Source organism: Pseudomonas sp. NFACC14 (genome assembly GCF_900106885.1).
Lineage (GTDB): Bacteria > Pseudomonadota > Gammaproteobacteria > Pseudomonadales > Pseudomonadaceae > Aquipseudomonas > Aquipseudomonas fluorescens_AA.
In genome coordinates, this window is record NZ_FNOA01000020.1 from 1 (window position 1) to 12,698 (window position 12,698).

At 60.3% G+C, this 12,698-nt stretch carries 13 protein-coding genes; 9 read left to right on the forward strand and 4 right to left on the reverse strand.

Annotated elements, in window-relative coordinates:
* The first annotated feature begins 312 nt into the window (after window positions 1–312).
* From BLU85_RS23520 to cyoE, 7 genes are all read left to right on the forward strand, one after another.
* Window positions 313–822: a disulfide bond formation protein B gene (locus tag BLU85_RS23520; RefSeq protein ID WP_060740730.1), complete on the forward strand. Its 510-nt coding sequence runs from the start codon at window positions 313–315 to the stop codon at window positions 820–822.
* A gap of 92 nt (window positions 823–914) precedes the next feature.
* Entirely contained in the window at window positions 915–1,262 is a 348-nt protein-coding gene (locus BLU85_RS30810; RefSeq protein ID WP_139208026.1) for a hypothetical protein, read from the forward strand.
* A gap of 333 nt (window positions 1,263–1,595) precedes the next feature.
* A complete protein-coding gene (cyoA, locus tag BLU85_RS23530; RefSeq protein ID WP_060740731.1) occupies window positions 1,596–2,543 on the forward strand; it encodes a ubiquinol oxidase subunit II in 948 nt (315 codons plus the stop codon).
* A gap of 3 nt (window positions 2,544–2,546) precedes the next feature.
* Window positions 2,547–4,577 (forward strand): cytochrome o ubiquinol oxidase subunit I, encoded by a 2,031-nt coding sequence (gene cyoB, locus BLU85_RS23535; protein WP_092204160.1) that lies wholly within the window; start codon window positions 2,547–2,549, stop codon window positions 4,575–4,577.
* Between the two features lie 3 nt (window positions 4,578–4,580).
* Window positions 4,581–5,207, forward strand: a complete 627-nt coding sequence (locus tag BLU85_RS23540; protein WP_003178126.1) for a cytochrome o ubiquinol oxidase subunit III — start codon at window positions 4,581–4,583, stop codon at window positions 5,205–5,207.
* Entirely contained in the window at window positions 5,208–5,543 is a 336-nt protein-coding gene (cyoD, locus tag BLU85_RS23545) for a cytochrome o ubiquinol oxidase subunit IV (RefSeq protein WP_014340102.1), read from the forward strand. It begins immediately after the preceding gene.
* A gap of 11 nt (window positions 5,544–5,554) precedes the next feature.
* Window positions 5,555–6,442 (forward strand): heme o synthase, encoded by an 888-nt coding sequence (gene cyoE / locus BLU85_RS23550; protein WP_092204159.1) that lies wholly within the window; start codon window positions 5,555–5,557, stop codon window positions 6,440–6,442.
* A gap of 184 nt (window positions 6,443–6,626) precedes the next feature.
* Here cyoE and BLU85_RS23555 read toward each other — a convergent pair whose 3' ends face one another.
* The 4 genes from BLU85_RS23555 to BLU85_RS23570 all read right to left on the reverse strand — a co-directional run bounded on the left by BLU85_RS23555 (window position 6,627) and on the right by BLU85_RS23570 (window position 10,445).
* The gene (locus tag BLU85_RS23555) at window positions 6,627–7,331 is read right to left on the reverse strand and encodes a hypothetical protein (protein WP_092166168.1); all 705 of its coding nucleotides are present in this window, start codon (window positions 7,329–7,331) and stop codon (window positions 6,627–6,629) included.
* A 91-nt stretch (window positions 7,332–7,422) separates the two neighbouring features.
* On the reverse strand, window positions 7,423–8,214 hold the full coding sequence (locus tag BLU85_RS23560) for a DUF72 domain-containing protein (protein ID WP_092204158.1): 792 nt from the start codon (window positions 8,212–8,214) through the stop codon (window positions 7,423–7,425).
* A gap of 91 nt (window positions 8,215–8,305) precedes the next feature.
* Window positions 8,306–9,319, reverse strand: coding sequence for a sensor domain-containing diguanylate cyclase (locus tag BLU85_RS23565; protein WP_092204157.1), 1,014 nt, complete (start codon window positions 9,317–9,319; stop codon window positions 8,306–8,308).
* 202 nt (window positions 9,320–9,521) lie between these two features.
* Entirely contained in the window at window positions 9,522–10,445 is a 924-nt protein-coding gene (locus BLU85_RS23570; protein WP_092204156.1) for a LysR family transcriptional regulator, read from the reverse strand.
* A gap of 99 nt (window positions 10,446–10,544) precedes the next feature.
* On the opposite strand from BLU85_RS23570, the gene BLU85_RS23575 reads away from it, so the two are divergent.
* Window positions 10,545–11,720 carry an aspartate aminotransferase family protein gene (locus BLU85_RS23575; protein WP_092204155.1) on the forward strand — a complete coding sequence of 392 codons (1,176 nt, stop codon included), beginning with the start codon at window positions 10,545–10,547 and terminating at the stop codon, window positions 11,718–11,720.
* Window positions 11,721–11,868: 148 nt separating this feature from the next.
* Window positions 11,869–12,606, forward strand: coding sequence for a YiaD family glycine zipper/OmpA-like lipoprotein (locus tag BLU85_RS23580; RefSeq protein WP_092204154.1), 738 nt, complete (start codon window positions 11,869–11,871; stop codon window positions 12,604–12,606).
* Window positions 12,607–12,698 lie beyond the last annotated feature (92 nt).

Here is a 12,698-nt window from a genome sequence, read left to right on the forward strand (position 1 = left end):
CACATTCAACAGCAATGCAAGCTGACCCTCCGCTATCGCGAGCAAGCTCGCTCCCACATGAGATGTGCAGGTCTGGCAGTCAGCACTGATTCTTTTGTGGGAGCGAGCCTGCTCGCGATGGCGACTGCAGGTCCATCCCTGTCCAACTGCCAGAATTAATCCCCGCTTAACCTTCTTGCGGTCTATTCCCCTCCAATGTCGACGCCCGCTGCTCGTTCACTGTCATGGTCAGCGTGTAGACTTCGATACATCCGAACGCGCACCGGGTGTCGCGAGGCTGCGCGTCGATCCATGCAGACAAAGGGAAACGCAATGAGTGAGGAAATGATGCGGTTAGGCCGTGAGCGGCGCTATCTGGTGCTGCTGGGGCTGATCTGCCTGGCGCTGATCGGCGGCGCGCTGTACATGCAGGTGGCCCTCGGCGAGGCACCGTGCCCGCTGTGTATCTTGCAACGCTATGCGTTGTTGCTGATCGCGATCTTCGCCTTCATCGGCGCCGCCATGCGCACCCGCCGCAGCCTGACGATCTTCGAAGGCCTGGTGGTGCTCTGTGCCCTGGCCGGTGCCGGTGTGGCAGGGCATCACGTGTATACCCAGTTCTTCCCCGCAGTCAGTTGCGGTATCGACGTATTGCAACCGATTGTCGATGACCTGCCGCTGGCGAAGATCTTCCCGCTGGGTTTCCAGGTCGATGGCTTTTGCTCCACCCCCTACCCACCGATCCTGGGCCTGTCCCTGGCGCAATGGGCGCTGGTGGCCTTCGTGTTGACGGTGGTGCTGGTGCCGTTGCTGGTGTCACGTAATCGCAAGCCGCTTCGCTGAAACGCTTCGATGAAACGCCCCGGTTCTCTCTTGGAGAGCCGGGGCGTTTTACGTTTCATGCTCAAGCCGGGGCGTCTTGATCCGAGGCAAGAATGACCTGCGGCAATGTGCGACACGTTGTCACATATCTTGCGGCGCTCAGCCTTTGCGAGGGTGATAAAGCACGTTCTCCTGTAACAAAAAAATGTCTGGTTTCGCAACGGGCGCATCGCCTGCAGCAGGCATTTTTAACAGCGACGCGTCAGGCACCGAAGGCCCCGAAAACTGGGCGCTTGCCGGGCAAAAAACCTCTTGAAGAGCCTCTCGAGCTGTCTAAATCGGGCGTAGTAGACCTACGTTTTTTGGGGTTCTTGTTGAGAATGAATTTCGATACCATGCTGGCCCGTTGCAATATCAGCAAGAGATTGTTGCCGAATCGGTTAAAAATTATTTCGGGATGAGACATGGTCTACAGCGCGTCACCTCACTACAATCGCCCGCACCGATTTTCCGACCCGGCTCAGACTTGAGCATGAGAGTGGTCGAAGGGCGCCAGCGCCCCATGCGACCCCAGGTGTCGGTGCCTCCAACTACCCGCACCAAATGGAATTGGGCTTGAACTAGGCCTTTTGACCAACGAATAAGAACTCACTGCTGGCCCGGGATGTGTCGAACAGCCGCTGACGTTCGATGGGCAGCCCTTATTCAATCCAAGAAATGCCAACCCTTGGCAGGGTGAAGTGTTGGCGATCAAAACCCAACTGCATTGCGCAAGCTGCTTTAGAGGTCGTGAGATGAGTAAAAACAGGTACCCCCGATTACTAGGCTTGTTGCCGCTGCTCGGCACGTTGCTGCTGGGAGGCTGCAACATGACCTTGCTCGATCCCAAGGGCCAGGTCGGCCTGGATGAACGAAACCTGATCATCACCGCTACACTGCTGATGTTGCTGGTCGTCGTGCCGGTCATCGTCATGACCTTCCTGTTCGCCTGGAAGTACCGCGCAACCAACACCAAGGCCACGTACACGCCGAAATGGTCCCATTCGACCAAGATCGAAGTGGCGGTGTGGACGATTCCGGTGCTGATCATCATTGCCCTGGGTTACATCACCTACAAGTCGACCCACGCCCTGGATCCGTACCGTCCACTGGATTCGGACGTCAAGCCGATCACCATCGAAGTGGTTTCGATGGACTGGAAATGGCTGTTCATCTATCCGGAACAAGGCATCGCCACCGTCAACAAGATCGTGTTCCCGGCCCACACGCCGATCAACTTCAAGGTCACCTCCGACACCGTGATGAACTCGTTCTTCATCCCGGGCCTGGGCGGCCAGATCTACGCGATGGCGGGCATGCAGACCAAGCTGCACCTGATCGCCAACCAGAACGCCGAACTCGACGGTATCTCCGCCAACTACAGCGGCGCGGGTTTCACCGGCATGAAGTTCAAAGCAATCGCCACGACCCAGGAAGATTTCGACGCCTGGGTCAACGATGTGAAGAAGGCACCTAAACAGCTTGAAAAAGCTGAATACGAAGCCCTTTCCAAACCGAGCCAGAACAACCCAGTCGAGCTCTACTCGTCGGTTACGCCGAACCTGTTCCAGACCATCATCGACAAATATGAAGGGATGAATCCGGGCAAGCCGATGCACCACGAGAAGAACGAGAAGGAAGTGGCTCACAACATGGAAGGGATGGACATGAGCTCGCATTCAGCTGCCGGGGCAGAGGAGTAAACGATGTTTGGTAAATTAAGTTGGGAAGCGATCCCGTTCCACGAGCCGATTGTCATGGTGACCCTCGCCATCATCGCGCTCGGTGGTCTGGCATTGTTTGCAGGCATCACTTATTTCAAGAAGTGGACCTACCTGTGGACCGAGTGGCTGACCTCGGTCGACCACAAGAAAATCGGCGTGATGTACATCATCGTCGCCATGGTCATGCTGCTGCGCGGTTTTGCCGACGCCATCATGATGCGTACCCAGCTGGCCATGGCCACCGAGGGTTCGCCTGGCTACCTGCCGCCTGAACACTATGACCAGATCTTCACCGCCCACGGTGTGATCATGATCATCTTCATGGCGATGCCATTCTTCACCGGCCTGATGAACCTTGCGGTGCCGCTGCAGATCGGCGCCCGTGACGTTGCCTTCCCGTTCCTGAACTCCTTGAGCTTCTGGCTGCTGGTGTCCGGCGTGGTGCTGATCAACCTGTCCCTGGGCGTTGGCGAATTCGCCAAGACCGGCTGGGTGGCCTATCCGCCGCTGTCGGGCTTGCAATACAGTCCGGGCGTGGGGATGGATTACTACATCTGGGCGCTACAGCTATCCGGGTTGGGTACGACGCTGACGGGGGTCAACTTCCTCGCCACCGTGGTGAAAATGCGTACCCCTGGCATGAAGCTGATGGACATGCCGATCTTCACCTGGACCTGCACCTGGGCAAACGTCCTGATCGTCGCTTCCTTCCCGATCCTGACCGCTACCCTGGCTTTGCTGACGCTTGACCGCTACATGGATTTCCACATTTTCACCAATGAGCTGGGTGGAAATCCGATGATGTACGTCAACCTGTTCTGGGCCTGGGGTCACCCTGAGGTGTACATCCTGATCCTGCCGGCGTTCGGGATTTTCTCCGAAGTCATCTCGACCTTCTCGGGCAAGAAACTGTTCGGTCACCACTCGATGATCTACGCTTCCGGCGCGATCTCGGTATTGGGCTTCATGGTCTGGCTGCACCACTTCTTCACCATGGGTTCGGGTGCCAGCGTCAACGCCTTCTTCGGCCTGGCGACCATGCTGATTTCGATCCCGACGGGGGTGAAGCTGTTCAACTGGCTGTTCACCATCTACCAGGGCCGCCTGCGCTTCACCAGCCACGTGATGTGGACCCTGGGCTTCATGGTGACCTTCGCCATCGGCGGCATGACCGGCGTACTGCTGGCCATCCCGGGCGCTGACTTCGTGTTGCACAACAGCCTGTTCGTGATCGCGCACTTCCACAACGTGATCATCGGCGGCGCAGTGTTCGGCTACATCGCCGGCTTTGCCTTCTACTTCCCGAAAGCGTTCGGCTTCAAGCTGCACGAAGGCTGGGGCAAGGCTGCGTTCTGGTTCTGGATCACCGGCTTCTTCGTCGCGTTCATGCCGCTCTACGTACTGGGCTTCATGGGCATGACCCGTCGCCTGAACACCACCACCAACCCTGAGTGGGTGCCGTACCTGTACGTCGCCATGTTCGGTGCGGTGATGATCGCTGTCGGCATCGCCTGCCAGTTGATCCAGTTGTACGTCAGCGTACGCGACCGCAACAAGCCAGAGAACATGTGCGAACACGGCGACCCGTGGAATGCCCATACCCTGGAATGGTCGACCTCTTCGCCACCGCCGTTCTACAACTTTGCCGTGCTGCCGAAAGCGGACGTGATCGACCCGTTCACCGAAGCCAAGGAAAACGGTACCGCGTATCCGGTCCCGGCCAAGTACGAGCCGATCCACATGCCCAACAACACCGCTACCGGTGTGGTCATGGGCGCGCTGCTGACCGTGTTCGGTTTCGCGATGATCTGGCACATCTGGTGGCTGGCCATCGCCAGCCTGGTTGGCACCGTGGTGTATTTCGTGATCCATGCCGCCCGTGACGATCAGGGCTACATGGTGCCGGTGGATGTCATCGAGCGCATCGAAGCCGAGCAGCACAAGCGCCTGGTAGCGGCCGGGAAAGTCCCCGCCACCGCCACCCGTGTTGAAACCTCGTTGGAACAGGCTTAAACCATGTCGAACTTAGTGACCAATGTTGGACACGCCCATGGTCATGACCATGGGCACGATGACCATCACCACGACTCGGGCGAGATGACCGTATTCGGTTTCTGGCTCTACCTGATGACCGACTGCATTCTGTTTGCGTCGATCTTCGCGGCCTACGCGGTGCTGGTTAACAACGTCGCCGGTGGCCCGTCGGGCCACGACATCTTCGAACTGCCTTATGTACTGGGCGAAACCGCGCTGCTGCTGTTCAGTTCGATCACCTACGGCTTCGCCATGCTGGCGTTGTTCAAAGGCAAGAAAACCCAGGTACTGGGTTGGCTGGCCATGACCTTCCTGTTCGGTGCCGGCTTCATCGGCATGGAGATCAACGAGTTCCACATGTTGATCTCCGAGGGCTACGGTCCTAACCGCAGTGGCTTCCTGTCCGGGTTCTTCACCCTGGTCGGCACCCACGGTCTGCACGTGACCAGCGGCCTGATTTGGATGGCGATCATGATGTATCAGGTCCAGAAAAACGGCCTGACCGCCACCAACAAGACGCGCCTGAGCTGCCTGAGCCTGTTCTGGCACTTCCTGGACGTGGTGTGGATCTGCGTATTCACCGTTGTTTATCTGATGGGGACCCTGTAAATGGCTAACGCACATTCCCATGATGGCCATGACGCCGGCCACGGCAGCGTCAAGTCCTACGCCATCGGTTTCATCCTGTCGGTGATCCTGACCGTCATCCCGTTCGGCCTGGTGATGTACCCCTCGCTGCCCAAGAGCCTGACCCTGTGGATCATCCTGATCTTCGCCGTGGTCCAGGTCCTGGTGCACCTGGTGTACTTCCTGCACCTGGACCGCTCCGCCGCCCAACGTAACAACGTGGTCGCGTTTGTCTTTGCCGCGATCGTGATTGTCCTGCTGGTTGGCCTGTCGTTGTGGATCATGTTCAGCATCCACACCAACATGATGGCGCACTGAGGAAAGTCCGGATGTCCCTGAAGCACTTTATCCAAATCACCAAGCCGGGGATCATTTTCGGTAACGTGCTTTCTGTGGCAGGCGGGTTTTTCCTGGCCTCGAAAGGGCATGTCGATCTGGCCATCTTCCTGGCGGCGATGATCGGCACTTCCCTGGTGGTGGCGTCCGGTTGCGTGTTCAACAACTGCATCGACCGCGACATCGACATCAAGATGGAACGCACCAAGAATCGGGCGCTGGTCCAGGGCCTGATTCCGGTGCGACTGGCCCTGGCATTCGCCACGGTGCTGGGCGTGGCCGGGGTAGCGCTGCTGTACTGGGTGGCCAATCCGTTGGCGGCGTTGTTCGCGGTGATCGGTTTTGTCATCTACGTCGGCCTCTACAGCCTGTACCTCAAGCGCAAGTCGGTCCACGGCACGCTGGTGGGCAGCCTGTCGGGAGCGATGCCGCCGGTGATCGGCTACGTGGCGGTGAGCAACAGCTTCGACATGGCGGCGCTGACGCTGCTGGTGATGTTCAGCCTGTGGCAGATGCCGCACTCCTACGCCATTGCGATCTTCCGCTTCAACGACTACCTGGCGGCCTCGATTCCGGTGTTGCCGGTCAAGCGCGGTATCCTGGTAGCCAAGAAGCACATCCTGCTCTACATCCTGGCCTTCCTGGTGGCGACCTTGATGCTGACCTTCAGCGGCTACGCCGGCATGAGTTACCTCGCCGTCGCCGCCGCCATGGGCATGTACTGGCTGTACATGGCCTGGACCGGCTACAAGGCGGTGGATGACACGGTCTGGGCACGCAAGCTGTTCGTGTTCTCGATCTTCACCATCACCGCCCTGAGCGTCATGATGTCCCTGGACTTCAAAGTGCCGAGTGAACTGCTGCTGACGTATGCGCCTTAAGCTTCAGACGCTGCATGAAAAAGCCCCGCCTTCGAGAGAAGCGCGGGGCTTTTTCATGGGGGGGCGGGCTGTCGATGTTCCTGTGGGAGCGAGCTCGCGATAGCGGTGGTTCAGCCTGCATGAGTGCTGACTGTGCCGGTCTCATCGCGAGCAAGCTCGCTCCCACAATGGCCTCGGGTGAGGCTTATTGCTGGGCGATGCTGTAGCCGTCGAAGGCTTTCTGCTGTTGCAACGCAGTGACGATGCCTTTGCGGGTGGCCGGTTGTTCGGTGCCGTCATTGTCCAGGAAGGTTTCGCTTTCCAACTCGGCTTCGTCGCCTTCGCCTATGAAGTTGAAGCCCAGGAACTCGAAGGCTTCGCGGTCGACGTTCGGCTTGGAGCGCGGTGTGCGAAGGGGCAGGGTGACGCTGATGCCGTCCTTGCTGATGACAAACACTTCGGCTTCCTTCTTGGCCCGCGAGGCCTTGCCCTTGCTGCCGCTCGGGTTGCTGATGGCCTGGTGGGTCTGGTTCAGCACTTTCAGGGCCAGGCCGTAGACCAGTTCCTGGAACGATGGGTCGTCCTTGTAGCTGGAGAGGATGCGGCTGATCGGGAAGCGGCTGCTCAGGTCTTCCAGGGCCGCGAAGTCGGCGGCTTCGGCGTCCTTGAGCTGTTTGAGCTGGCCCATCAGTTCGTAGGCCTTGTCGTCGTCGAAGGCATCGTGGGCCTGGCGGATGGCGTTGCGCAGTTCGCGGATCTGGTCGCTTTCGCGGTTCGACTGGAACGCATCGAGGACCATTTCGCTGATGGTTTTGGCCTGGGGCAGATGCTGTGAAAGATTGATGGAGTTTTCGTATTCCGCTTTGGACGACAGGGTGACTACGGATTCAGCGGTGTTGGAATCGGACATTGAAATTTCACTACTTCTGTTAGCGGGATGAGGCGAGAAAGGCATTGAGCTTTTTTCCGGTCGCCTAATCTATTGGACCCGAGCGGTGTTGTCACGGTCGGACCGGCAGCAACTGACCATTTGTTGCCGGTGACGGCTTTGCGTCCTGCATCAGGTCTATCAAGCGCAACGCGTCTGCGGTCGCGGCGCCACTGGCGGTGTTGTCGAAGATGCACCAGGTCGGTGTGTCGGGGTCGGCTTGCAACGTGCGGGCGAGGCGCTCCAGCCAGGCGTCTTCGTAGGCTGAGTAGTAGATCCGTGGCGAACCGTGCAGCCGGTAGTAGCGAATGCCAGGCCAGCCAGCGGGGCGATCGCCGCCGGGCAAGGGTGACGGATCGGCGGCGACACGGCCGATGCACGCGTCTTGCAGGATCGTCGCGGCCTGGGGGACGAGCCAGCTCGGGTGTCGCGGCTCCAGCACCGCATGACCTTGATAACGGTCCCGCAAGGCCTTGAAGAATACTTCGGCCACGGCAGCCTCGAAGGCCAGCGACGGTGGCAGCTGAATCAACAGGCAGCCAAGCTTCTCTCCCAGTTGCGAGCATTGCCCGAGGAATTCATCCACAAGCCCTTCGCAGTCGATCAGCCGCCGTTCGTGAGTCATCTGCTTGGGCACCTTGACCGAAAAGCGGAAGTCCCCGGCAACGCTGTCGGCCCACTTCGCGTACGTGGCGGGGCGATGCGGGCGGTAGAACGAGCTGTTGATCTCCACGGCGGGGAACCGGCTGCTGTAGCGCTGCAAATGCGTCCCGTCGGCAGTAAAGGCCGGCCAATGCTCCCGGGGCAGCGACCAGCCGGCGCAACCCAGGTAAAGGCGTGAGGAGGACGGAAGTCGAGTTGGCAAGGGTGCGGGCCTGATCGCAAGGTATACAGCCTATGACCGCTGCAAACGCCTCATGTCTGCATTCTTTTTCGTGTTTGGCCCGGGGTACCGTTCATTCGCAAATCACATTCTTGCCCGCCATCTTGGAGCGATACAGTGCCTGGTCCGCCCGGTGCAGCAACGCCGAATGCTGTTCATCTTCCAAGCGCTGCACCACGCCAAAACTCATGGTGATCTGAAAGTCGCCCAGCGGCAGCAGGTCGGACAGGCCACGACGAATGCTTTCCGCCAGCAGGCGGGCGTCGGCCAGGGTGGTGTTGGGCAAGATCATGATGAATTCGTCACCGCCCCAGCGCACCAGCAAGTCACTGCCGCGCTCGCAGCGCTTGACGCTCTGCACCACTTGCACCAGCGCTGCGTCACCGAAGGCGTGGCCGTAGCGATCGTTGATGTCCTTGAAGTCATCGACGTCCATGGCGATCAGCGCCAACGGCTCGCGGAAACGCTGAGCGCGCTCACAGGCCAGCGGCAGCGCCTGGTCCAGGCGATAACGGTTGGCGACCCGCGTCAGGGCATCGGTTTCGGCAAGCCTGCGGTTCTCGTCGAGTTGGAGTTGCAACTGATGATTGACCCGGGACAGTTCGCGGGTGCGTTCTTCGATGATGGCTTCCAAGGATTTGTTACGCCGTTCCAATTGTTCGAACAGACGCTTCTTGTCATCGATACTGCGATGAGCACCGATCATGCGGGCCACCGTGCCGTCCGGGTTGCGGGCGATCACATAGCCGCGATCCTCGATCCAGATGTAGGACCCGTCGCGCATACGGCAACGGTATTCGGCCTGGTAGCGGTGGGATCGTTGTTCCAGGTAGTCGTCGAACGACGCCATGACCCGCGGGTAATCCTCCGGATGGATCACGCTTTCCCAGGTCAGTACGGTGTTATCCAGTGAATGAGGCGGGTAGCCAAGCATCGTGTACCAGCCGGGGTTGCGGTAGACGAAGCCGGTGTTGGCATTCCAGTCCCAGATGCCGTCGCTGACCAGTTCCAGAATGGTGTGCAGTACGCCTTCGTCCAGATCGGACAGGTCGAACCGCAGCATGTCGATGTTCGAGGCGTCTCCCATCGTCGTTTCCTCGTCGGCCCTGATATCAAAATGCTCGTCCAAGAGGAAGAGTAGCTGATGGGGCGCGGGGTCACTAGCCGGGGACGCCTTGAGCGTAGGAGCTGTCGAGCGAAGCGAGGCTGCGATCTTTTGATCTTTCGCTTGGGACTCAAGTGTCTGGGGAAAGATCGCAGCCTCGTTGCACTCGTCAGCTCCTACGTCGTCATTCGGTTGGGGTTGGGAGTTGGGGTTTGCCCCATTTCTCCAGAGCGAACTCGACAAAACTGCGCAGTTTCGGCAAGCGGTAGCGATCCTGCGCGTACATCAGGCTCATCGGCCGATGGGGCAATTGGTAGCCCTGCAGCAACGCCACCAGGTGCCCATCCTTCAGGTCCTGGGCCACCAGGGCGTCGGGCAACATCACCACGCCCATCCCGGCCAGGGCGGCGCGATGCAGGCCCGAGGAACTGTTGATCAGCATCGGCCCGTTCACCGGGATCTTGATCTCGCCGTCCGGCCCGTTGATGGGCCAGTGATCCTGGGCGAAGCGCCATTCATCTGCTGCCGAATAGGCAAACGACAGGCAGTCGTGTCGTTGCAGGTCCGCCGGTTGTTCCGGCGTGCCGCGCCGGGCCAGGTAAGCGGGGGAGGCGCAGATGGTCAGGGTGTAGTCCAGCAACGGACGGGCAATCAGTTTCGGGTCGGGATGGCCGAGGCGGATAGCGACGTCGAAGCCATGGTCGAGCAGGTCCAGGCGCTGGTTGGTCAGCACCACGTCGAGCTTGACCTGGACGAAGCGCTGGCTGAATTCGGCCAGTGCCGGCGAAAGGCGTTCGGTACCGAAGGTCAGCGGCGCGGTGATGCGCAGGGTGCCGGTGGGCTCGCCTTGGGTCTGTTCGGCCAGGCGTTCGGAGTCGGCCACCAGCCCCAGTACTTCCAGGCAGCGCTGGTAATAGGCCGAGCCGAATTCTGTCAGGCGCTGGCGCCGCGTCGTACGGTTGATCAGGCGCACGCCGAGGCGTTGCTCCAGGGCACGAAGATGATTGCCCACCATGGTGGTGGACATTTCGCACGCTTGGGCCGCCGCCGTCAGGCTTCCGGTTTCTACCACCTTCACGTAAACGGTCATCGCCTGGAACAGGTCCATTATCAAGCTCAGCTTTTAAATGATTGAAGTAAAGCAGCGTTTATCCAGCTTTGGTGGCTAACCATACTGGAAAAAAACCACCCGATGGAGCTTGATGCCATGACCGCTGCCTGCCTGATGACCACCTACCAACCCCTGGCGCTGAATTTCACCCATGGTTTGGGGACGCGCCTGTGGGACCAGGACGGTCGCGAATATCTCGATGCGGTGGCGGGCGTGGCGGTGACCAATGTCGGCCATTCCCACCCGCGGCTGGTGGCCGCCATCAGCGAGCAGGCCGGCCTGCTGTTGCACACCTCCAACCTGTACAGCATCGATTGGCAGCAACGCCTGGCGCAAAAGCTCACCCGACTGTCGGGGATGGAGCGGGCGTTTTTCAATAACTCGGGTGCCGAGGCCAACGAAACCGCGCTGAAGCTGGCGCGCCTCTACGGCTGGCACAAGGGCATCGAGCAGCCCTTGGTGGTGGTCATGGACAACGCGTTCCATGGGCGCACCCTGGGCACCATGTCCGCCAGTGACGGTCCGTCCGTACGGCTGGGCTACAACCGGTTGCCGGGGGATTTCCTCAAGGTACCGTTCGGCGATCTCGCGGCGCTGGAACAGATTCAACAAGCTCACGCCGAGCGCATCGTCGCGGTGCTGGTGGAGCCGATCCAGGGTGAGAGCGGTGTGCAACTCGCTCCACCGGGGTACCTCAAGGCCTTGCGGCAGTTGTGCAGTCGGCGCGCCTGGCTGTTGATGCTCGACGAGATCCAGACCGGCATCGGCCGCACCGGCCAATGGTTCGCGTTCCAGCACGAGGGCATCGTGCCGGATGTCATGACCCTGGCCAAAGGCCTGGGCAACGGTGTGCCCATCGGTGCCTGCCTGGCACGGGGCAAGGCTGCCGAGCTGTTTACCCCTGGCAGCCATGGCAGTACGTTCGGCGGCAATCCGCTGGCCTGTCGGGTCGGTTGCACAGTGTTGGACATCATCGAGGAACAAGCGCTGGTGGAGAACGCCAGGCACCAGGGCGAACAATTGCTGGGCCGGCTGCGGACCGAGCTGGCGGACAACCCGAATGTCTTGGCGATTCGCGGCCAGGGCTTGATGATCGGCATCGAACTCAAGCAACCGGTCCGCGACCTGACCCTTCGCGCCGCCCGGGACCACGGCCTGCTGATCAATGTCACCCGGGGCCAGACCATTCGCCTGCTGCCGCCGCTGACGATCGATGGGCGGGAAGTGGAGATGATCGTCAGGGGCGTGAGTCGCTGTCTGGCGCAGGGCTGAGGCAACCGGCCCAGACGACGGTTTCTTATGACGCAGCCGGGCGAAGCGCAACGCAGCGGGACGGAATTTTTAACGATTGCCGCGTTCCAACGCCTGCCAGAGTCGATTGCCTACGCCCTGGCACCCAGACTGAAACCAGGAGCATTCCATGTTCACCTCGCGTCGCTTGATCGTTGTCGCTACTGCTGTGGCCTTGTTGTCCGGCTGTGCGTCGCCTAACCCCTATGACAACCAGGGCCAGGCCTCTACCGAATCCTCGGGCATGAGCAAAACCGCCAAGTACGGCGGCCTCGGTGCACTGGCGGGGGCGTTGGCCGGTGCGGCCATCGGTCACGATAACCGGGGCAAGGGTGCGTTGATCGGTGCGGCGGTGGTGGGGGCTTCCGCGGCCGGCTACGGTTACTACGCCGACCAGCAGGAAAAGAAACTGCGCGCCAGCATGGCCAATACCGGCGTTGAAGTGCAGCGCCAGGGCGACCAGATCAAGCTGATCATGCCGGGCAACATCACCTTCGCCACCGACTCGGCGAACATCGCGTCCAGCTTCTACCAGCCGCTGAACAACCTGGCCAACTCCCTCAAGGAGTTCAACCAGAACCAGATCGAGATCGTCGGTTACACCGACAGCACCGGCAGCCGCCAGCACAACATGGACCTGTCCCAGCGCCGTGCCCAGAGCGTGGCGACCTACCTGACGTCCCAGGGCGTGAGCGGTGCCAACCTCTCGGCCCGCGGCGCCGGCCCGGACAACCCGGTGGCCAGCAACGCCGACGTCAATGGCCGCGCGCAAAACCGTCGTGTCGAGGTCAACCTCAAGGCCATTCCTGGCCAGCAATACCAGGCGCCGCCGCAGCAGCAGGGGCAGACTTACCAGCAGTACCCATGACAGCTGGGCGGTAAATGAAACGGGGGCCATGCAGACATGGCCCCCGTTTTTTGTGGCTGGCGCCAACCCCTGTGGGAGTGAGCTTGCTCGCG